Raw genomic sequence first — 22,635 nt, 5'->3', positions numbered from 1 at the left:
CCATGATTCGAGCACTGATTCTTGCCACCGCCCTGCTGGGCGGCGTTTCCGTTTTCGCCCAGAGCGATGACCCGCTGCCGGAAGTCCCGGCCCCCGACCTCGGCGACGCGGCTGCACCGGTCCGCGATGCGCTGGCCGAGGCCCGCTCGGCGATGATCGATCTGCGCGCGCAGACCGACGACCCGATCACCCTGGCCAACGCCTGGCTGGCCCTTGGCGATACCTATTTTGCCCACGACTTCCAGCGCCAGGCCGAGGCGGCATGGCAGCAGACACTGGCCCTGCAGCCGGCCCGCTCCGACCTGCTCTATCGGCTCGGCGTGCTGGCCCTGCTCAACGGCGATTCCGCGACCGCGATCCAGCGCCTGAACGCGGCGCTGGAACTGGCCCACCCGGACGTGCTGGTGCCGGCCCGGATCCGGCGCGGTCGGGCGCACCTGAACGAAGGCAACATCGATGCGGCGCGTTCCGATTTCCAGACCGCGCTGCGGCTGCAGCCCGAGTCGCCGGCCGCGCTGGGTGGCCTGGGCCGGGTCGCGCTGGCCGATGGACGCGGCGAGGAGGCGGTCGACCTGCTCGGCCGGGCGCTGTCGCTCGATCCGGCCGGAACGCGGCTGTATTTTTCGCTGGGCCAGGCGCTGCGCGAACTCGGCCGGGTCGACGAGGCGCGCGAAGCGCTGCTCCGGGCCGGGGAGGGCGAGCCGCAGATCGAGGATCCGATCATGCTGCAGATCCAGCAGCGGTCCCGCAGCCCGCAGTTCTACCTCGAAGCCGGCCTGGCCCAGGCCGATCGCGGTGACTTCGAGGCCGCCGCCCAGATGCTCAGCCGGGCCAGCCTGCTGGACCGGGACAATCCGACCGTGGTCGCCGCCTACGGCAAGGTGCTGGCCCGCAACGGTCAGTACGAACTGGCCCGGGCGGCGCTGCGCCGTCTTCGTGAGCTCGGCTCGCTATCGGCCGAGGACTGGGTCGTGCTCGGTCAGGTCGAGGCGCGCACCGGCGCGATGGACCAGGCCCTGGGCGCCTATGCCGGTGCGCTGACGCTGGAGCCGGGGCTGGCCGCGGCCCGCGAAGGCCGTGCTCGGGTCTGGCTGCACCAGGGCGACCTGGAGCGCGCCGCGGCGACCTTCGCCGAGCTGGCCGAGGCGGCCGAAGCGCCGGACGAGCGGGCGCGGCTGCGCTACTGGCAGGGGTTGACTCATCTCGCCGCCGGTGACTGCCGTGCCGCGCAGCCGGTCATGGAACAGGCCTTCGATGCCGTCGAACCGCGTGACGTCGCGCTGCTGGGCGCGATCGCCCGGATGCGGGCAAGCTGCCTCGACGCCGATCCGGACGCACTCGACGAGGCGCTGGAATGGAGCAAGCAGATCTACGATCTGCGGGGCGGCGTGGATGCGGCCGCGACGCTGGCGATGGTCTCCGCCGCCGTGGGTCGCTTCCAGGATGCCGTCGACCTGCAGGCGGCGGCCATCTTCGAAGCGCTGAAGGCCGGCGAACTCGAGCGCCGCTCGGACCTGCAACCGAACATGCGTCGTTACGAGAGCGAACAGCGAGCGACCCGCCCCTTCCCGCCGGACGATCCCCGCTTCCGCTTCGACTGAGCGCGCGATCGCGTCGGCCTGCCTCTTGAGTCAACGAAAGCGGCCGGGAGGTCCCGGCCGCATAGCGTGACTGCCTGGTCGACGAGCCGTCAGCCAGTCGATCCGGTCTCGCGCCTGCGGAAGCCGAACCAGCCCAGCAGGCCCATCAGGCCACCGAGCAGGACCAGTCCCCAGCGACTCAGGGTCGGAATGACCAGCGGCTCGCCGGCCGTGCCCTCCAGGTTCACCGTGTCCGGGCTGCTCGGCGCATTGCTCAGAACGTCGAAGCTGGCCGTGTACACACCGGTCGCGAGCGGATCGAAGTCGATCTGGATGTCGCAGCTCGCACCCGTGGACAGGACGAACGGAGGCGCTGCGCACAGCGCCGCGCCGCGGGTTCCGAAGGTCAGCGAGAACGGGGCCCCCGGATCGGTGATGCCGTTGATGTCCAGGTCCAGCGAGCCGGTGTTGGTCAGCGTCACGAAGGCCGAACCGCCGACGCCGAGCGAGACCAGGCCGAAGTCGAGGTCGTTGGTGCTGAGTCCCAGTGTCGCGCCGCCGGTGCCGGTGCCGGTCAGATCGAAGGCATCCGGCGAGCCGCTGCCGTCGCTGGTCACGTTGACCGACTGCGTGAACGGCCCGAGCGCCACCGGTGCAAAGGTGTAGTCCAGCGTGCAGGTCGCGGTCGGGGCCAGCGAGAAGGGCGCGGCACCACAGCTGCCGCCGGCGGCCGCGAACGGCGCTGCGGCGGCATCGACGGCGCTGACGTCGACGTCGACCGCGCCGATGTTCTCCAGCGTGACCGACAGCGGAGCCGAAACGGTATTGACCTCGACGCCGCCGAAGTCGGCCGGGTCGGGCGTGATGCTCAGCTGGCCGAGCGCGCCTTCGCCGGTCAGCGTGAACTGGTCGGGTCCGTCGGCGTCGTTGCTCGTCACCGAGATGGACAGGCTGTCCACGCCCACCGCCAGCGGCGTGAAGGTGAACTCCAGCGTGCAGTTCTCGCCGTCGGCCAGGTCGAACGGCACCGGGTCGCAGCTGCCACCGGCGGCGGCGAAGGCACCGCCCGCGGCGCTGATCCCCGAAACGCTCAACAGACCGCCGCTGTTCGAGATCGTCACCGCGCCCGCGGCGCTGGTCTCGCCGACCTTGACGACGCCGAAGTCGACCGGGTCGGGCGCGAGCGCGATGCTCGGCGGCAGGCCTTCGGTGGCGCCCATGTCGATCCGGCCGTTGGCCACGCGCGGGAAGCCGGTGCCGCGCTGGTCGAAGTCCGGCGGCGTGGTGAAGGCCGGGTCGCCGGCGTCGGTCGCGGGGCTGCCGGGGCCGAGCAGGTGGGTCTCGGTCGGTCCGCCGTTGTCGGCCAGCGGCTCGAGCAGCGGATCGCTGCCGATGATGTTGCTGGCGCCGGTGATCGTGGCCAGGCTGTCGTTCTCGATCAGCGTGAAGTCGGCCTCGGCGCTGCCCGAAAGGTCGTAGCCGTTGTCGGCAAGTACGCTGTTGGCCAGCACCGCCAGGTCGCCGTAGCCCAGGCTCAGGCCCGCGCTGCCGCCGCCCCGGACGCCGACCGAGGTGTTGTTCGCCAGGGTCAGGAAGTCGGCCGAGAGCGTCAGGCCGTAGCCACCGCGCACCGGGCCGTAGGGCTGGACGCCGTAGAGTTCGATCCCGCTGCCGCCGAACGCCGAACTGTTGGAGCTGACGGTGCTGTTGGTCAGCTGCAGCCCGCGCGTTCCGCTGGCGTTGGCCGCGAAGCCGCCGCCGACCAGCGCCTGATTGCCGCTCAGCGTCGAGCCTTCGACCAGGATCTCGCTGAGCAGGGTGGGGCCCCTGCCGCGCGCTTCGGCCCGCCGTTCGTCGGAACCGTCCGCGCCGCCGAAGCGACTGGGGTCGGCCACTCTCGCCACGCCGCGGACCGGTTGATTCAGGGCCTGGCGGCTGATCGCGCCGAACCCGCCGCCGGCGAGGTCGGCCGTATTCGCGCTGATCGTCGTATCGCGGACCGTGAGCGATCCGTAGGGCGGCCCGTCGTAGAAGGATTCTTCGTTGAACATCAGCACTCCGCCGCCGATGCCGCCGATGCCGTACCCCGGTCCGCCCTGTGGGCCGCCGGGACCGCCGATGGCCGAATTGCCGCTGATCGTACTGGTCTCCACGACCACGTCGGAGCCGAAGGATTCGAACACCACGGCAATGCCGCCGCCCAGCCCGGCGGTATTGCCCGAAATGCTGGTGTCGCGGACCGTCATTCCACCGATGCCGTAGTCGTTGGCGAACAGGATGCCGCCGCCGACGCTCCGGCCTGCGCCGCCGCCGCGCAACGGCGGCGGGCTGACGGTCTCGACGGTGTTGTCGAGGATCTGGCTGCCCTCGATCACGATGTCGGAGATGTCCTGCTCGCCGTACAGGAACAGCCCGCCGCCGCCGCGAGTGGCCGAGTTGCCCTGGATCGTGGTGGTGCTGACCGTCAGCGTGCCGCGCGCGATGCCGGTGCCGTAGCTTCGGGTGCTCAGCGAATCGGCGTACAGCGCCAGGCCGCCACCGGACGAGGCGGAGTTCGACGAGATCGTCGAATCGGTGACCGTAAAGGCGCCACCGTAGTTGAAGACCTCGATGTGAACCCCACCGCCGTCACCGCCGCCGTAGTAGATGCCGCCGCCGTCGCCGGCCACGTTGCCGGTGACCGTCGACTGGCTGATCTGCAGCAGATCATCGCTCGCATTGCTGAAGAACCAGATGCCGCCGCCGTCGTACTTGGCCGTGTTGTTCTGGATCGTCGTTCCGGTGATGACCAATTCGCCCTGGGTCTGGGCGATTGCGCCGCCGTTCCCTCCGCCGCCGTAGTAGTACCCGCGCCCAGCGTCGCCCCGGACCGGTCCGTACGCGCTTTCGGCACGGTTGCCGGTCAGGATCGAATCGGCGATCGTCAGCCGGCTGGTCGCGAAGCTCTCGATCGCGCCGCCATTGCTGCCGTCGGCGAATCCGCCGGTCAGCGTCAGGTCGGAGATCGAGACCGTGGCCGCCTGGCTGGTGATGACGAAGATCTGCGAGTTGTCGTTGCCGTCGATCGTCAGGTCGGCGGCGCCGGGCCCTTCGATGCTGACGTCGTCGGTGATGGTCAGCTCGCCGTAGCTCAGCGTGATGGTCGACCCCGACAGCCCGGCGTCGAACTCGATGATGTCGGCACCCGGCGTGTTGTTGGCGTCGACGACGGCCTGGCGCAGTGTGCCCGGACCGCTGTCGCCGGCATCGGTCACCGTGAACGTCGCCAGCAGGCCCTCGAACTCGGACCGTGCGGCCTCGCCGAACAGCGGCGCGCGGGCGGCCAGTGCGGTCGAGCGTTCCAGCGTCCAGTCACCGCCGCTGGCGGCCGCGCCGGTCGGATCGTCTGACGCCGAAATCCGGGCGCGGGTGTGGCGCGCCAGCGCATCGATGAAGGCCAGGCCCCGTTCGTCGGCCGCCACGTCGCAGCCGTACAGCACGATCTCCGGACGCTCGACGCCGTCGAACCACCGCGCCAGTCGGTCGGCCGAGGCGGCCAGCGCGTCGGCATCGACCGCGCCGCCTGCGAAGTCGAGCCGGCCCGGTCCGCCGTGCGACACCACGTGCAGTTCGCGGGTGCCCGGGTGGGCCTCCAGCAGCATCTCGAGGCCGCGCAGCGGCGCCACGTCGGCCGGCAGCCGAGCGACCCGAACGCCGGTCGGCAGGTCGCGGGTCAGCACCTCGGCATTCTCGACGCCGGCGTCGAGCACCAGCAGCGCGCCGGCGTGCTGCCGCGCGTGGCTGCCGACCGTCGTAGCCGCGAGATCGACGTCGAGCGCCAGCGCCGGCAGCGCGGTCGCGCCGGCGCCGGTGGCCAGGCTGATCGAGGCCAGTGCGGCCGGTCGGCGCATGCCGGCCAGCGCGCTGCGGACGGCCTGATGCAGCCGCGTGGTGCGGAAGGATTCGGAGGTCATCTGGATGCGTACTCCCTGCTGAATTCACGGCCGAAGTCGGCCTGTTCGTGGAGCGAAAAAGTTTGAATTTCGTCACACTCCCCAGCGTGGATAATAGGCGAATTCTTCCGCCGAGACAATTTCATCGCGATGAAACTGCCCGCCGAGTTCCTGCAGCTGCCGCTGCAGTTCGATGCCGAGCGCCTGCAGGCCGAGATCGACGCCGTGCCCCACGAGGCCTGGCGTCCGCATCCGCAAGGGTTCCGCGACAACGACGCGCTGCTGCTGGTGACCACCGGCGGAGGGCAGAACGATGATCTGGCGGGCGCGATGGCGCCGACGCCGGCGCTGGCCGCCTGTCCGTATCTGCAGCAGGTCATGGAGGCCTTCGCCACGGTCATCGGTCGGTCGCGCCTGATGCGCATCGGTGGCGCGGCCGAGGCCAGCCCGCACTTCGACCAGAACTACTACTGGCATCAGCGCATGCGCGTCCACGTGCCGATCCGGACGTCACCGGGCGTGCGTTTCCACTGCGGCGACCGCGACGTCCACATGCAGCCCGGCGAATGCTGGGTGTTCGATACCTGGAAGGTGCACAGGGTCACCAACCCGTCGGCCGAGCCGCGTGTCCACCTGGTCTGCGATACGGTTGGATCCGGCCCGTTCTGGGACCTGCTGGCCGGGGCCCGGAATCCGTTCGCCGACGACGGCGGGTCGTTCCGGCCGCGCGCCGTTCCGTTCCTGCCCGAGCGCCGGCCGAAGCTGCACTTCGAGCGCAGCAACCGGCCGGCGGTGATGAGCCCGTGGGAACAGGAGAGCCTGCTGGCCAACCTGTTCGACGACCTGGTCGCCAGCGGCGCACCGCGCGAGACGAGCCGCCAGCTCCAGGCCCGGATGGAGCGGTTCCGCTTCCAGTGGCGCGGCCTGTGGGCGCGCTTCGGCCCGACAGCGGAAGGGCGGCCGGCCTATGCCCGCGCGCTGGATACGCTGAGTCGCGACCTCGATGCCTTCGAAGGGCAGCTGTCGTTTCCCAACGGTGCCGACGTGGCCGCGATGATCCGCGTGGTGATCGTCGACAGTGGCCTGGCCGAGGAGGTGGCTCCGGCCACGGCCGCCGGGCCGGCGCGTCCGGAGGCGTCGCCGGGCGCCGGGTCGGCCGCGCCGGTCCGGCCGCGCGTCCGGCTCGGTCGGACGGTCGTGATCGCCGCGGCGCCGCGTTCCGGCAGTACGCTGCTGTTCGAGTGCCTGGCGCGTTGCCCCGAAACCGTGTCGATCGGTGGTGAAAGCCATGGGGTGATCGAGGGAATCGAGGCGTTGAACCCGGCCGCCCGCGGCTTCGAATCCAATGCGCTGGCCGCCGCCGATGCCCGGCCGGCCCTGGTCGACGCATTGCGCAGCCGGTTCGCCGATGCGGTGGTCCGCCACGAGGGGATGGAGCGGCTGCAGGCGATCGATGCGCCGCGGCTGCTGGAGAAGACGCCGAAGAACGCGCTGCGCCTGCCGTTCCTGAAACAGGTCTTTCCGGGGATGCAGCTGGTCTACCTGGTCCGCCGGCCGCGCGAGAACATCAGCAGCATCATCGACGCCTGGGGGTCGGGGCGTTTCGTGACCTACCCGGAACTCCCGGGTTGGCAGGGTCCGCCCTGGTCCTTGCTGCTGATCCCGGGCTGGCGGGACCTGCCGGTCGATGATGTCGCGATGATGGCCGCCCGCCAGTGGCAGGTCGCGCACGAGGCCATCCTGGACGCGCTGGACGGCGGCGCGTTCGCCGATGCGGTGCCGGTGGTCTACGAGTCGCTGATCGAACAGCCCGAGGCGACGCTGAGTGCGCTGTGCGACCGCCTGGGCCTGACGCCGCCGCCGTTCGACGGCCAACTGCCGTTGTCCCGTCACACCCTCGACCGTCCGGCCCCGGACAAGTGGAAGCGCAATGCCGAGGCGCTGGAGCGTGTGCTGCCGCTGGTCGAGCCGACCCGGGCACGGATCGAGGGCTGGCTGGCCCGCCGCTGATGCGGCGCGGCGTCAGGCCGCGCCGACCAGTTGCCAGCCGACCCAGACCACCGACAGCAGCACCAGGAAGACCAGTCCGGCCCGGGCCAGCGCCCGCAGCGCCGGCCCGGGTCGCGCGGCCTCGGGCGTCCAGCGACCGGTCAGCAGGCGCAGGTTCAGCCAGGCGATGACCGGCGCGGCGAGGAACGATACCGTGGTGATGAAGTCGATCAGCTGGGTGAACGCACCGCCGAAGCGATCGATGATCACCAGCGCACCGAACGCGATCAGGACCAGGCCGGCCAGGTAGCGGGCCCGGTGCCCGGGTCGATCGGCAGCGCCGTGCTCCGGGTCGCCGGCATCGCCGGCGTCCTCGAGGATCGCGCGCAGCACCCGAGGGAACGCGTCGAGCACGGTCAGCGTGGTCGAGAACATGGTGGCCAGTGCAGCGGTCACGATCAGCGGCCGCCAGCCGTCGCCGAGTGCGGCGCCGTAGAGATCGGCGAACTGGGCGGCGAATGCGACCGCGCCGCCGGCGAACTCGCTGCCGCGGCCGTACATCGTCAACGCGCCGAGCAGCAGGAACGCCACCGCCAGCAGGGTTGCGCCGAGGTAGCCGAGCCGGAAGTCGAAGCCGGCCTCGTGCAGCGACGGGCGATGGCCGGTCTGGCGGGCCCGCTCCAGGGTCCACAGCGAGTGCCAGGCGGCAGCGTCCAGCGGGATCGGCATCCAGCCGAGCAGCGCCAGCACGAAGCCCAGCGTGACCCCGGTCCACAATCGCTCGTGCAGCAGACTGTCGCCGAGTCGGTCGATCGCGGCCGGCTCGCCGAGCGTCGCGGCCAGCGCCAGACCGACGGCCAGCACGGTGACCAGCGCCAGGCCGGCCATGACCAGTTTCATCACCCGGTCCAGCGTGCGGTAATGGCCGAGCGCCAGCAGCAGAGCGCAGACTGCCAGCACCAGCGCCGACAGCGTCGTGATCGACAGTTCGAGGCCGAGCAGGAGACCGGTCAGCCCCGCCGTCACCAGGGTCACCGCGGCGGTCACGATGAACATGGTGCTGACCGTGATCAGCGCGAACAGGCCCAGCGCCCAGCGGCCCATCCTGCGATAGCCGGCGATCAGGCTCTCGCCGGTGGCTGCAGCGTAGCGCGGGCCGAATTCGAGAAACGGGAACTTCAGCAGACAGCCGATCAGGACCAGCGCGACCAGGGCCAGGCCGTATTCGGCGCCGGCCCGGGTCGACTGCACCAGGTGCGAAACGCCGACCGCCGCGCCGGCCATCAGCAGACCGGGTCCGATCGCCGCGCGCAGGGCCGGCGTCGTGGGCCCGCGAAACGAATCCGTCATGGTTGTCCTCGTTTGGTCAGGAGCCGAAAGCGCATGGATCGGGCAGCGCGCGGCAAGTGTACGCGGGCCGGCTCGACGGGGTGCGGGATTGCCCGGGCCGGGCGGTGGCGAGCGGGGGCGCGGGTGGATTCGGGGCGGTCCGGCCCGATCGCCGCCTGCAGCGCAACCCGGTCGCAGTCCTGTGCGCTGGCGCACGAACTTCGGCTCACGTCGGTCTGCACGATGGGGTAGGCTGGTTTCCGATGAAAAGGGGAGGCTCGATAAACGCTTCGCGCGCTTGCATTCATGCAAAGCCTGTTCATATCATACGAGGGCGATTCCGTGCCGCTGCCCGTTTTCGGCCGGAGCCTTAAATATAACGACCGACAAGCTCATGCTTCGGGGAGAAAATCTGATGAAGTACCGTCTGATCCCGGCGTTCGCGCTGGCGTTGACCGTTCTTGCCGGCTGCGGCGGCAGCTCGAGCAGTGATCGCGCCGAGCCGACCACGCCCGCAACGAATCCGGACGGTGGGTTGACCACCGACGTCATCACCGCCAACTTCGATCCGTCCAATGGCGTCCTGCCGTTCCCGATCAACCTGCTGTTGCTGGGAACCACCGACCTGACCCTGAATCCCCCGGTCGCGGACCCGACGGACTTCGGCGATCCGGCCGTTGCGCTGAGTGCGCTCGACGGGTTCAGCACGGTCACGCCGTGGACCTTCACCTTTTCCGATCCGGTCAACCCGAACACGGTGATTCCGGGGTCCTCGGTCCGTCTGTTCGAAGTCCAGCTGGTCCAGGGCAGCATCGGCGTCCAGCAGGTCAATCGTGAACTGACGCCGGGGTCCGAATACGTGGCCACCGTCGCGTCGACCGATCCGACCGGCCGCACCATCGCCATCGTGCCGCTGGTGCCGCTGCAGGAAATGACCGCCTACATGGCCGTGGTCACCAACGGCGTCCAGGATCCGGCCGGCAACGTCGCGACCCCGTCGCAGACCTACTTCCTGACCAAGCGCACCGAGCCGCTGGTGACCGCCGGCGGCGTCAGCACCGAGCCGTTGCTCGACAACGCCACGGCCCAGGCGCTGGAACCGCTGCGCCAGATCGTCAATTCGCAGGAAGGCGCCGCGGCCGCGGCCACCGGCATCTCGCGCGACGACATCGTGCTGTCCTGGACGGCCACGACCCAGTCGATCACGCCGGTGCTGAGCGTGGTCCGCTCGACGCTGTCGCCGACCTCGGCCCAGGTCGCCCCGACCGGCCTCACCACGGCCGACGTGCTGCCGCCGGGCGCTTCGCCGGGGATCGCCGACGTGCTGATCGGGGTCGTCGAGCTGCCGTACTTCCTCGGTGTGCCGAGCCCGGACAACCCGACCGCGCCGCTGAACCAGTTCTGGCAGGCCGCGCCGGGCAATTACGTGCCGCCGTTCGACCAGTTCGGCCTGGATCCGACCTCGACGAACATCACGGTCGCCAACCCGCTGCCGGTCGAGCGTGATCGTCAGACGGTGCCGATCCTGGTCACCGTGCCGAACCAGTTCTCCGGCCAGGTCAGGCCGGCCGGCGGCTGGCCGGTGGTCATCTTCCAGCACGGCATCACGGGCAATCGTTCGCAGGCCTTGGCCCTGGCCGACACCATGGCCTCGATCGGCTACGCCGTCGTCTCGATGGACCTGCCGCTGCACGGCATCACCCAGACCGATCCGCTGGATCCGTCGCAGCCGCTGGCCGCGCTGTACGTCGACAACACCCCGTTCGGCCCGATCGCCAACGAGCGCACCTTCGACCTCGACCTGCAGGACAACGCCACCGGCGCGCCCGGTCCGGATGGTCGGATCGACGGCTCGGGCACCTACTTCATCAACCTGCAGAGCCTGCTGACCGCGCGTGACAACAACCGCCAGGCCCAGGTCGACCTGTCGACGCTGGCGCTGAACATTCCGGGCATCGATATCGACGGCGACACCGTGGCCGACTTCGACGGATCGAACATCAACTTCGTCGGCCTGTCGCTGGGCTCGATCGTCGGCACCGCCTTCCTGGCCGTCGAGCCGACCGTCAACAACGCCGTGCTGTCGGTCCCGGGTGGCGGGATCGCCAACCTGCTGGCCGGCTCGCAGACCTTCGGCCCGGTGATCCGCGCCGGCCTGCAGGCCGCCGGCGTCGAACCGGATTCGGCCGACTTCTTCCAGTTCCTGACCATTGCCCAGGCCGCGGTCGACTCGGCCGATCCGATCAACTGGGCAGGCAACGCCGTCCAGGCCAACTCGATCCTGCTCCACCAGGTCGCCGGCGACACGGTGGTTCCGAATGCCGTGCCGGGTGCACCGCTGTCGGGCACCGAGCCGCTGATCCGCGTCATGGGGCTGGACCCGATTACCGGCACCACGCAGGACGCGGCCGGCATCCGCGGTGCCACCCGATTCATCTCGGGTGGTCACGGATCCCTGCTCGACCCGACGGCCGATCCGGCCGTGACCGCCGAAATGCAGGGCCAGGCCGCGAGCCTGATCCAGACCGGCGGCACGACGGTGGTCGTGAACAACCCGTCCGTTATCGAGACCGACTGAGCGAGGGAGATCGATCCATGAAGAACATCAACAACAAGACAGGGCTGCCGCGTCGTTCGCTGCTGGCCTCTGCCATTGCTCTCGGTCTGGTCGCCGGACCGGCGGCCGCGATCGACCTCAGTACCGACGAGGTCAGCATTACCCTGGACACGACGATCTCGTATTCCATGGGTATGCGTGTCGAGGAGCGGGACGACGACCTGATCGCCAAGTCGGTCTTCAACCCGGCCATCTCGACCCTGCCGATCGAACAGCAGATCGCCGCGCCGGGTCGGTTCTCGGCCAACTCCGATGACGGTAACCTGAACTTCGATCAGTACGACCTGATCTTCAACCAGGCCCGCATCACTTCGGAGCTGGACATTGCCTACAAGAACTACGGCGCGTTCGTCCGCGGCAACTACTTCTACGACTTCACGCTGGACAACAAGAACCGCCTCAGCGACGACGCCAAGGACTTCGTCGGTCAGCGCGCTCGCCTGCTCGACGCCTACGTCTACGGCGACTTCACCGTCGCCGACAAACTGCTGACGGTGCGCGTCGGTCGCCAGGTGGTCAGCTGGGGCGAGTCGACCTTCCTGCCGGGCGGCATCAACGTGATCAACCCGGTCGACGTCTCGGCCATCCGGACCGCCGGCGCCGAACTGCGCGATGCCTTCATCCCGATCGGCATGGTCTACAGCTCGCTGGAGCTGACGCCGAACCTGTCGGTCGAAGGGATCTACATGTACGAATGGGACCGGGTCGAGCCCGAGCCGGCCGGTTCGTACTTCTCGACCAACGACTTCGCCACCGACGGCGGCCAGTACGCCATGCTCGGCTTCGGCCTTGTCCCGGACGACCCGCTGCCGATTCCCGGCTGCGGCGTCGATCCGCTGCCGCAGACCTGCTTCCCGCCCGGCAACCTGCCGCGCGGCCTGGACGAGCGGCCGAGTGATACCGGGCAGTACGGGCTGGCGCTTCGCTACTTCGCGCCCTGGCTCAACGACACCGAGTTCGGCCTGTACTACATCCGCTACCACAGCCGCCTGCCGGTGCTGAACGGCCAGTCCGTGACCAGCACGGACACCTCGACCGGTCGCGTCAACGTGGTCTATCCGGAAGACATCGACTCGTTCGGCCTGAGCTTCAACACCACGGTGTTCGAGACCTGGGCGCTGCAGGGCGAGATCAGCTACCGGCCGAACCTGCCGCTGCAGATCGACGACGTCGAGCTGCTGTTCGCGGGGCTTTCGCCGCTCAACGCGGTGCTGCCCGAGCCGGCGCTGCGCTTCAACAGCCAGCTCGGTCAGTTCGGCCCCGGCGAGTCGATCACCGGCTTTTCGCGTCGCGAAGTGTCGCAGGCCCAGTTCACACTGACCAAGCTGTTCGGCCCGAACAACCCGATCAACGCCGACCAGGTCGCGTTCGTGACCGAGTTCGGCGCGACCCACGTCTGGGACCTGCCGAGCCAGAACGAACTCCGGTTCGAAGGACCGGGCACCGACACCGGCGGCGGCATCGGAAACCAGCTCACCGGCGGAGACCTGCGCAACCCGGTCACCACGACCGACGGGTTCGCCACGCCGTTCAGCTGGGGCTATCGCCTCGTGATCGCTCCGACCTACAACGCGGTGTTCGACTCGGCGTGGAACATGACGCCGCGTCTGGCGTTCAACCACGATGTCACCGGAACGTCCCCCGGGCCGGGCGGTAACTTCGTCGAAGGCCGCAAGTCCCTGTCGCTGGGGCTGGGTTTCTCGTACCTGGCGAACTGGCGGGTCGATTTCGGCTACACCAGCTTCTTCGGTGCCGGCATCAACAACCTGATCGGGGACCGTGACTTCGTCTCGGGCTCGATCAGCTACTCGTTCTGACGCGGAGGATTCAACGGATGACGACCATGACCAAGAACCTGATTGCCCTGCTGGCAGCAGCGGGTCTCGCCATCACGCTCACCGCGTGCGGTACGACGCCGGATGACGGGATGAACACGGAGCAGGCCGCTGCCGAGCAGGCCGACGCCGAACAAGCAGCGCGCGCCGAAGCCGAGCGTCGCGCAGCGGCCGAAGCCGAAGCCGAAGCACGCGCAGCCGCCGAAGCCGAACGTCGCGCAGCGGCCGAAGCCGAAGCACGCGCAGCGGCCGAAGCCGAAGCCGAACGCCGCGCCGCCGAAGAGGCCGCCCGGGCCGAAGCCGAGCGGCGTGCCGCCGAAGCGGCTGCGGCTGCCGAAGCCGAGCGCGCGGCCGCCGAGCAGGCCGCTGCCGAAGCCGCCGCTGCGGCCGAAGAGCAGGCCGCCGCCGGCCGGATGGCTGCCGAGCAGGCGGCCGCGGAGGAAGCCGAGCGGGTGGCCGCCGAGGCCGCGGCCGCGGAGGAAGCCGAACGGGTCGCGGCGGAAGCCGCGGCTGCCGAGGACGCTGCCCGCGCTGAGGCCGAACGCCTGGCTGCCGAACAAGCCGCTGCGGCCGAGGCCGCTGCTGCACGCGCTTCTGCGACCACGCAGGCCACCGGTACGGCGGCCGATTCGGCTGCGGCCGAGGGCGTGATTCCGCGTACCCCGGAGAACATCGCGCGGCTCGGCAACGACCTGACGCCGATGGGTTCGGTCCGTGCCGGCAATGCCGAGGGTACGATTCCGGCCTGGACCGGCGGTATCACGCGGGACGACTGGCCGGCCGGCTTCGAGCCCGGCGACCGTCACCCGAACCCGTTCCCGAACGATCGGCCGGAGTTCGTGATCACCGGCGAGAACTACATGGACTACGCCGACCAGCTGTCGGCCGGCCAGATCGCCACCTTCCAGCGTTACCCCGATACCTATTACATGCGCATCTATCCGACGCGTCGCTCGGCGTCGTTCCCGGAACGCACCTATGAGATGAGCATCCGGAACGCCAGCACCGCGCAGCTGGTGTCGGACGGCGAAGGGATCACCAATGCCGCTGAAGGTTTCCCGTTCCCGATCCCGCAGAACGCCTACGAGCTGATGTGGAACCACAAGCTCAAGTACAAGGGCACCGGCGGCACGCGTTACAACAACCAGGTGGCGCCGACGGCCGGAGGCAATTTCCAGCTGGTGAAGCTGCGCGAGGAAATCCTGGGCCTGTACTACAAGGAAGGCGTGACCATCGCCGATACCAACAACATCCTGCTGTACTTCTTCCAGGAAGTGGAGTCACCGGCCCGCCTGGCGGGCAACATCCTGCTGGTCCACGAAACTCTCGACCAGATCCAGCAGCCGCGTCAGGCCTGGATCTACAACCCCGGCCAGCGTCGCGTGCGTCGCGCTCCGAACGTCGCCTACGACAACCCGGGCACGGCGTCCGACGGGCTGCGCACCAATGACATGACCGACATGTTCAACGGCGCCATGGATCGCTTCGACTGGCGGATCGTCGGCAAGAAGGAAATGTACGTACCGTACAACTCCTACGACGCACACGGTTCCGACGTGACGCCGGAGGACCTGGTCATGGCCGGTCACCTGAACCCGGAATACATGCGCTACGAGCTGCATCGGGTCTGGATCGTCGACGCCACGCTGAAGGAAGGCACGCGGCACATCAACTCGCGTCGTACCTTCTACATGGACGAGGATTCCTACCAGATCCTGCTGATCGACCACTACGACCAGAACAACGAGCTGTGGCGCGCGTCGGAAGCCCACTCGATCAACTACTACGAAGTGCCGACCTTCTGGAGCACGATCGAGACCCACATGGACCTGCTGTCCGGCCGCTACGTGGCGGTAGGGATCGACAACCAGGATCCGGTCAACACCTTCAACGTCGAGCTGGCGCCGAGCAACTACACGCCGCAGGCGCTGAGGACGCGCGGTCGCCGCTGATCGCGCTGCTCGTTTCGGGCATGCCTCTTGCGGCCGGTCCCCCGGGCCGGCCGCTTCCGTAGTGCAGTTTCCCTCGGAGTGCGGTGATGAAACACCTGTCCTGTCTCTTTGTTTCGATCGGTCTGCTGCTGTGGGCCGGTTCGACGTCGGCCCAGCAGGTCGAAACGACGATCGAACCGGAACCGGCGCTCGAGGCCCGTCTTGCCGACGAAAGCCTGTTGCTCGACCTGACCCGGTTCAACGGTGGCTTCGTCGCGGTCGGGCAGCGCGGCCACGTTCTGTTGTCCGACGACGGTCGGACGTGGACCCAGGCCGACCAGGTCCCGGTCCAGTCCACGCTGACTCGCATTGCCCGCGAGGGGCGCCGGATGTGGGCCGCTGGCCACGACAGCGTGATCCTGTCCAGTGCCGACGGCGGTCGCACCTGGTTCATCCAGAACTGGGACCCGGAAGCCGAGGAGCCGCTGCTCGATATCGAGTTCCTGACCGCGTTGAAGGGCTTCGCGGTCGGCGCCTACGGGCGCTTCATGAGCACCGCCGACGGCGGAGTGACCTGGGAGACCGAGCATATCCAGGACCGCCTGTCCGGCGAGGCGATCGACTGGGCGGCGATCGCCCGCGCGCAGGGCGGCATCGATACGATGTCCGGTGATATCGATGTTCCCGCCAACCAGGAAACCGCGGCCGGCGAGGAGATCTTCATCGACAAGGGCTGTTACGAGTTCCTCGAGTGCCACCTCAACGATCTGCTGGTCCTCGAAGACGAGCGGATGATGATCGCCGCGGAGCGCGGATACGGGTATCGCAGTACCGATCTCGGTGCGACCTGGGAAAGCTTCCGCTTCCCCTACAGCGGCTCGATGTTCGGGTTGATCGAGCTCGACGGCTGCATCATCGCCTACGGGTTGCGCGGCAACATCCAGAAGAGCTGCGATTTCGGCGACAGCTGGGAACGCCTCGACTACCCCGGCGACCAGACCCTGATGGGTGCGACCTACCTGCCGGACGGACGCGTGCTGATGGTTGGCGCCGCGGCCACCCGGGTGACGCTGGACGCCGATGGCAATCTCGAGATCGAAAGTGATCGGCTGGGCAGCGACTATGCCGCCGTGCTGGTCGACGACGGCCACCGGATTCTCGTCGGCGAGGACGGAGTGCGTTATGACTGAACCGAAAGGCTTTGCGGCCCGCGTGGCGGATGCGATCTTTTCGATCCGTCCGCTGATCCTGCTGATCTTCCTTCTCGGCAGTGCGGTGATGGCGTATTCGATGCTGCAGTTGCGCGTCGATGCCGGTTTCAAGAAGCAGCTGCCGCTCGATCACGAGTATATGCAGACCTTCCTCGACTACGAGCGCGAATTCGGCGGCGCCAACCGCATCATGGTGGCGTTGATGGCGCGCGACGGCGAGATGTTCACGCCGGAGTTCATCCAGGCCTTCGAGGAAGTCAGCAACGAGGTCTTCCTGCTGCCCGGCGTCGATCGCGCCAGCGTGCGGTCGATCTTTACTCCGAACGTTCGTTTCGTCGAGGTCGTCGAGGACGGCTTCGCCGGCGGCAACGTGATTCCGGCCGATTTCGAGCCGAGCGAGGAGATGTTCGACCGCGTTCGCTCGAACATCATCAAGTCCGGGGAGGTCGGCCGACTGGTCGCCGAGGATTTCTCCGGCGCGATGGTCTGGGCCAACCTGCTCGAGGAAGACCCTTCGACCGGTGAAACACTCGACTACCAGGATGTCGCCGACCGATTGGAAGCCATCCGAACCGACTACGAGAACGAAGCGCACACGGTCCACATCATCGGCTTCGCCAAGATCGTCGGCGACGTGGCCGACGGGGCGCGCGGCGTGGTGGTGTATTTCGGCGTCGCGTTCGCGATTACCGCGATCCTGCTGTTGCTGTATTCGAAGTCGGTCTGGTTGACGGTTCTTCCCCTGGTCTGCTCGACCGTCGCCGTGATCTGGCAGCTGGGTGCGCTCAGCCTGCTCGGGTTCGGCATCGATCCGATGAACATCCTGACGCCGTTCCTGGTGTTCGCGATCGGGGTCAGCCACGGGGTACAGATGATTTCCGGCTGGCAGGCGGAGAAGTTCTTCGGCGGTCGATCTCCGGCCGGTCTGCACCATGACGGCATCGATCTCGGCGCGATCGAGATCGCCAGCAGTCTCGATGCGGCCAAGGCGACCTTCGCCCGCCTGCTGGCACCGGGCTCGATCGCGCTGTTGTCCGACACCATCGGCTTCCTGACCATCCTGCTGATCAACATCCGGATCATCCAGGAGCTGGCGATCACCGCCTCGATCGGGGTTGCGATCATCATCTTCACCAACCTGGTCCTGCTGCCGATCCTGCTGTCCTACGTGCGCATGCGCAACGGAGAGAAGTACCGCCAACGCGCCTTCGCCAAGGCCGCGACCACCTCGTTGATCTGGCGCTTCGTCGCTTCGTTCACCCGCCCCGGCGTGGCGGCCGTGACCATCGTGGCCGGTGTCGTTCTGTTCGCCGGGGCGCTGTACAAGTCCCAGGACATGCAGATCGGCGATTCCGAGGCCGGCGTGCCGGAACTTCGCCAGGACGCCCGCTACAACCAGGATGCACGGTTGATCTCGGATCGGTTCTCGCTGGGTACCGACCTGATCTCGGTGATTGCCGAGACGGTTCCGCAGGCCTGTACCGAGAACCCCGAGATCATGGACGCGATCGACGACTTCTCGTGGCAGATGCAGCAGGTCGAGGGCGTCCAGCAGGTGATTTCACTGCCGATGGCCGCGAAGATCATCAACGCCGGCTGGAACGAGGGCAACCTGCGCTGGAAGGTCCTGCCGCGCAATGTCTTCATCATGCGCCAGAACCTGCAGAACATCGAGACCGACTCCGGCCTGCTGAACCGCGATTGCAGCGCGATGCCGATCATGATCTTCACCGAGGACCACAAGGCCGAGACGATTGCCCGGGTGGTCCAGCGGGTCAAGGAGCTGCGCGCGGAGTTCGCGGTCGACGGCCTCGAGTTCCACGGGTCCGGTGAAGTGGTCGAAGGCCTGCTCGAACAGGACGCACCGGTCTGCGAGGAGGATGTCTGCTTCCGCCTGGCCACCGGCAATGTCGGCGTCATGGCCGCGACCAACGAAGAGGTGCGGGCTGCACAGACGCCGATGCTGCTCTACGTCTACGGTGCGATCATCCTGCTGTGCCTGATCACCTTCCGTTCGGTGCGCGGCACGATCTGCATCGTGTTGCCGCTGGTGCTGGTCAGTTACATGGCCTACTCGTTGATGGCCTTCATGGGCATCGGCCTGAAGGTCAACACGCTGCCGGTGGTCGCGCTCGGCGTCGGCATCGGCGTCGACTACGGCATCTACATCTACAGCCGAATGGCCGGCCACCTGAAGGAAGGCATGTCGCTGGATGCGGCCTACATGCAGACGCTTCGGCTGACCGGCAAGGCCGTGTTCTTCACCGCCATCACCCTGGCCGTGGGCGTCGGGACCTGGCTGTTCTCGGACCTCAAGTTCCAGGCCGACATGGGCGTGCTGCTGGCGTTCATGTTCATCTTCAACATGATCGGCGCCATGCTGCTGCTGCCGGCGCTGGCCCGCTGGTTGCTGCGCCCGCGCGAAGCGGCCTGATCGCGGTCCAGATCAACATCCTGATCAACGTACTGATCCGCACCCGGGCCGGCCGCCGGCCCGGGTGCTCCTCTTCGAATCACAGTCGCCCGAGCCTCCGCAGCGCCGTCCTTGCTACGGGAACCCGATGAAGTACGCCGACGACCTTGCGCTGATGTTCAGCGGCGGAAAGGACTCGATGGCTGCGTTCATGACGCTGGCCGAGACCGCCGCCCCGCGCTGGCTGGTCACGACCTGCAGCGACCACGATCGCAGGATCGCGATCCACGGAACGCGGGTCGAACTGGTCCAGCGCCAGGCCGAACGGATGGGCTGTGAACTGGTGATCGTCGGGCTGCCCGACGGCTGCGACAACGCGACCTATCGGACCCGGATCGCCGCTGCCGCGGAACCGCTGCTCGAACAGGGCCTGCGCCGACTCGCCTTCGGCGACCTGTTTCTCGGCGATATCCGCGCGTTCCGAGAGACCCAGTGCGCGGCGCTGGGCCTGAAGGCCGAGTTTCCGATCTGGGGTCGCGACCCGCGCGACCTCGCCGAGCGACTTCCCGGCGAAGGACTCGACGCCCGGGTCTGCAGCGTCGATGCCGAGCGCATCGACCCGGCCGAGCTCGGTGCGCGCTGGTCGCCGGACTGGCTGGCCCGGCTCGATTCCTCGATCGACCCCTGCGGCGAGAACGGTGAATTTCACACCCTGGTGGTCGACGCGCCGCTGTTCCATTCACCGATTCGTGTGACGCCCGGCGAGGTCCGGATCAGCGTCCAGCGTTTCCACATGCTGGATCTGTGTCCGACCTGAAGGGTGCCAGCGCAGCACACAGCCGGTCGGCCGCATCGAGAATGCGCGGCGTCGGGCGGACCAGCGGTGCGGCCTCGACCCCGACAACCGGCCTGCACTCGGTCCCGAGGGCCGGATTGACTCGGGCCCGGGCGCGTTCGCCGGGCCCTTGGGGGGTGTCGCCGGCCGGCTCCAGGCCCACCAGCAGGAGGTCCGGCGATGCGTCGAGCACGGCTTCGGCTCCGACCGGAGCGGCCTCGACGTCGAGGCCGGCGAACACGTTCCGTGCACCACACAAGCCGAACACCTCGTTGATCACGTGTCGCCCGCCGAGGGTGAACAGCGGTCGCGCACTGACCTGGTAGAAGATCCGTAGCGGCGCCCGGTCGGGCCGGTCGGCTTGCCGACGTTCCTCGAGCGCCTCCCGGTAACGCCGGGCCGCCCGTCGTCCGACTTCGGGCCGCTGTCCGAGCGCGCCGAGCGTTTCCAGCGCGTCGCCGATCTGGTCCAGCGTCCGGGTCTCGATCGAAAGCACCGTGATGCCGAGGTTCTCGATCTGCTCGATCGCCGCGGCCGGCGTTCCGCCGGTCCAGGCCAGCGCGTGGGTCGCGTCGAGGGCCAGGATGCGCTCGGCGTCGAAGCGGAACGCATCGCCGATCCGAGGCAGTTGGCGTGCCGCCGCGGGGTGGTCGCTCCATTCCACCGCGCCGACCAGGTGATCGCCGATGCCGGCCTGGTAGGCCAGTTCGGTCAGGTGCGGTGCCAGGCTGACCACGCGCGGCGATTCGGCGCGCGCGCCGGCCGCCAGCGCCAGCGCCAGCGCAAGCACGACCCCGAGCCGGGCCGTCACCGCAGCGCCTCGAGCTGTTCGATCAGTGCTTCGAGCCGATCGGCCGGCGCCAGGCAGCCGTCGACCGTACACGCCCAGGCCGTCGCCGCGGTGCAGTCCGCGGCCTGCTGAAGCAACGACGGCAGGCCGGTCTGTCCGGCCGGAACGACCAGTACGTCCAGGTCGACTCGCCGGCGCAGGCGCCGCGCCCAGTCACGGGTGATCTCCAGCGGTCCGCCGAGCACGACCCGCGGTCGCGGTCGATCGAGCGTGCGCAGGGCCCGCAGCCAGGTGGCGTGCGCGCTCGGCTGGGTGCCCAGATCGGCCCGGATCGCATCGATCGCCGATCGGGCGCGGTCCAGCTGCTCGAACTCGTCGGTCAGCCGGGCCAGGTCGATCCAGCCGCGCACGGCCAGCGCCGCGCCAGCCGGTTGGGCGTCGTCCTGGTCGGCGCGTGGGCGCATGACCACGACCGGCTGGCCGAACGGCGTCAGCGAGAAGCGTGAGGCATCGGCGTCGAAATGCAGGCGTTCGATCGCGCCGGCCTGGTCCCGGGCCCGCTCGAGCCGATCGGGATCGAACCGGGCATGCAGCAGGGCCAGCTCGGCGTCCAGCAGCGCGGCCCGGTCGTCGAGCAACAGCGGATGTTCGGCGCGATCGCCGCGGAGCACGGCACGCGGTGGTCGGTGGGCCAGCAGCGCGGAATGGATGCGGTCGAGCGTCCTGGCCGCGGCGTCGATCCAGTCGTCCCGGTCCATCCGCGCACCGGCCCGGGCCAGGGCCGCGGCCGTCAGCGCGTTGTAGCCGGCGCGCAGCTGTTCGTCGCGGGCCGGCGGCGGCCGCCGGGCCCGGAAGCGCTGGAGGCGGCCGCGGACGCGGTCCAGTCCTTCGCGGATGGCCTCGGCCGGTCGACCGGGGCCGACCAGTTCGTCGACGCTGCGCGCCAGCACCGGATGCCAGCCTCCGTCGGGGCGGTTGCTCGGCCCGTCGAAGCCGAACCGGGCCGCGGCCAGTTCGGCGTCGTCGGGTTCGAGCGCGCTGTCGACGTCGCTGCGGTACCAGCGATAGAACGCGCCCTCGGCCATCGGCACCTGGCCGGGCCGGAGCGGCGAATCCGGGTCGCGATGTTCGGTCGGCATCGGGCTGTCGGCATCCAGGCTGGTCGCGAAGCCGCCGCCCGGCAGGCCGAGATCGCGCAGCAGGAAATCGGCCGTCCGGGTGGCGGCCTCCCGCAGGCCGGCGTCGCCCCAGCGCGCTGCTGCGTCGGCCAGCAGGGCCAGCAGCTGGGCGTTGTCGGTGAGCATTTTCTCGTAGTGGGGGATTTCCCAGGCCGCGTCGGTGCAGTAGCGGAAGAAGCCGCCGCCGATCTGGTCGCACAGGCCGTTGCGGACGATCGCCTGGAGCGCGTCGGACAGCATCCGCTCGGCCGTCGGATCGTCGTCGGCGCGCTCGGCCAGCCACGCCAGCAGCGGTGCCTGGGGGAACTTCGGTGCGGTCCCGAACCCACCGTGGCGTTCGTCCTCGCGGGCCTCGAGCTGGCCGACCAGGCGATCCTCGGGGTCGTCGTGCGCGTCGGTCGACGCGGCGTGCGCGGAGCGGGCCTCGACCAGCGACAGCGCTTCGGTCATCCGGCGGTTCTGCTCGCGCAGGGTGTCGCGCTGCGCCAGCCAGGCGGCGTGGACCCGCTCGAGGAATTCGCCGAAACCGATCCGGCCGCCGCGCGATTCCGGCGGAAAGTAGGTGCCGGCGACGAACGGCACCAGGTCGGTCGGGTCGAGCACCGCGGTCAGCGGCCAGCCGCCGCCGCGGCCGGTCAGCAGCTGGTGGGCCAGCTGGTAGGTGCGATCGAGATCCGGCCGGGCCTCGCGGTCGACCTTGATATTGACGAACCAGTCGTTCATCTTCCGCGCGATCGCGGCGTCGTCGAAGCTTTCGTGCGCCATCACGTGGCACCAGTGGCAGGCCGCATAGCCGATCGACAGCAGGATCGGCTTGTCGTCGTCGCGCGCCTCGCGCAGCGCGGCGTCGTCCCAGGGCTGCCAGGCGACCGGCTGGTCGGCGTGCTGTTCGAGGTACGGGCTGGTGCTGCCCCGCAGGCGATTGGGCATGGTGCGGCTCGGCGTGACGGGTTCGGCGACTCGGTCCGCGAGGATACCGCAGCCCGGGTCGGGAC

12 protein-coding genes are annotated in these 22,635 nt (G+C 68.9%); 8 read left to right on the top strand and 4 right to left on the bottom strand.

What is annotated here, in order from left to right:
* Positions 1-2 precede the first annotated feature (2 nt).
* On the top strand, positions 3-1,601 hold the full coding sequence (locus tag HFP89_RS15195) for a tetratricopeptide repeat protein (RefSeq protein ID WP_168718526.1): 1,599 nt from the start codon (positions 3-5) through the stop codon (positions 1,599-1,601).
* 89 nt (positions 1,602-1,690) lie between these two features.
* On the opposite strand, the gene HFP89_RS15190 is transcribed toward HFP89_RS15195, so the two are convergent.
* Positions 1,691-5,533 (bottom strand): IPTL-CTERM sorting domain-containing protein, encoded by a 3,843-nt coding sequence (locus HFP89_RS15190; protein WP_168718525.1) that lies wholly within the window; start codon positions 5,531-5,533, stop codon positions 1,691-1,693.
* A 129-nt stretch (positions 5,534-5,662) separates the two neighbouring features.
* Between HFP89_RS15190 and HFP89_RS15185 the strand changes: the two genes are divergently transcribed.
* On the top strand, positions 5,663-7,522 hold the full coding sequence (locus tag HFP89_RS15185; protein WP_168718524.1) for a sulfotransferase: 1,860 nt from the start codon (positions 5,663-5,665) through the stop codon (positions 7,520-7,522).
* A 12-nt stretch (positions 7,523-7,534) separates the two neighbouring features.
* Here HFP89_RS15185 and HFP89_RS15180 read toward each other — a convergent pair whose 3' ends face one another.
* The gene (locus HFP89_RS15180; protein ID WP_240956451.1) at positions 7,535-8,851 is read right to left on the bottom strand and encodes an Nramp family divalent metal transporter; all 1,317 of its coding nucleotides are present in this window, start codon (positions 8,849-8,851) and stop codon (positions 7,535-7,537) included.
* A gap of 394 nt (positions 8,852-9,245) precedes the next feature.
* Between HFP89_RS15180 and HFP89_RS15175 the strand changes: the two genes are divergently transcribed.
* From HFP89_RS15175 to HFP89_RS15150, 6 genes are all read left to right on the top strand, one after another.
* Complete coding sequence (locus HFP89_RS15175; RefSeq protein ID WP_168718523.1) at positions 9,246-11,408, top strand: Ig-like domain-containing protein; 2,163 nt, start codon at positions 9,246-9,248, stop codon at positions 11,406-11,408.
* 17 nt (positions 11,409-11,425) lie between these two features.
* Positions 11,426-13,264: a DUF1302 domain-containing protein gene (locus HFP89_RS15170; protein WP_168718522.1), complete on the top strand. Its 1,839-nt coding sequence runs from the start codon at positions 11,426-11,428 to the stop codon at positions 13,262-13,264.
* A gap of 26 nt (positions 13,265-13,290) precedes the next feature.
* Positions 13,291-15,234: a DUF1329 domain-containing protein gene (locus tag HFP89_RS15880; protein WP_206212407.1), complete on the top strand. Its 1,944-nt coding sequence runs from the start codon at positions 13,291-13,293 to the stop codon at positions 15,232-15,234.
* A gap of 86 nt (positions 15,235-15,320) precedes the next feature.
* Entirely contained in the window at positions 15,321-16,403 is a 1,083-nt protein-coding gene (locus tag HFP89_RS15160; RefSeq protein WP_168718521.1) for a hypothetical protein, read from the top strand.
* On the top strand, positions 16,396-18,858 hold the full coding sequence (locus tag HFP89_RS15155; RefSeq protein ID WP_168718520.1) for an MMPL family transporter: 2,463 nt from the start codon (positions 16,396-16,398) through the stop codon (positions 18,856-18,858). The genes HFP89_RS15160 and HFP89_RS15155 overlap by 8 nt, the downstream gene beginning before the upstream one ends.
* A 127-nt stretch (positions 18,859-18,985) precedes the next feature.
* Positions 18,986-19,654, top strand: coding sequence for an ATP-binding protein (locus tag HFP89_RS15150; RefSeq protein WP_168718519.1), 669 nt, complete (start codon positions 18,986-18,988; stop codon positions 19,652-19,654).
* Here the strand turns inward: HFP89_RS15150 and HFP89_RS15145 are convergent.
* On the bottom strand, positions 19,611-20,483 hold the full coding sequence (locus HFP89_RS15145) for a helical backbone metal receptor (protein WP_168718518.1): 873 nt from the start codon (positions 20,481-20,483) through the stop codon (positions 19,611-19,613). The two genes, HFP89_RS15150 and HFP89_RS15145, sit on opposite strands and share 44 nt — an antisense overlap.
* The gene (locus HFP89_RS15140; protein ID WP_168718517.1) at positions 20,480-22,570 is read right to left on the bottom strand and encodes a DUF255 domain-containing protein; all 2,091 of its coding nucleotides are present in this window, start codon (positions 22,568-22,570) and stop codon (positions 20,480-20,482) included. Before HFP89_RS15140 ends, HFP89_RS15145 begins: the two co-directional genes overlap by 4 nt.
* Positions 22,571-22,635 lie beyond the last annotated feature (65 nt).

The sequence above is a fragment of the Wenzhouxiangella sp. XN79A genome (assembly GCF_012272825.1).
Taxonomy (GTDB): Bacteria; Pseudomonadota; Gammaproteobacteria; order Xanthomonadales; family Wenzhouxiangellaceae.
The sequence above is the reverse complement of the archived record's forward strand: the minus strand, read 5'-3'. Positions and strand labels throughout refer to the sequence as shown.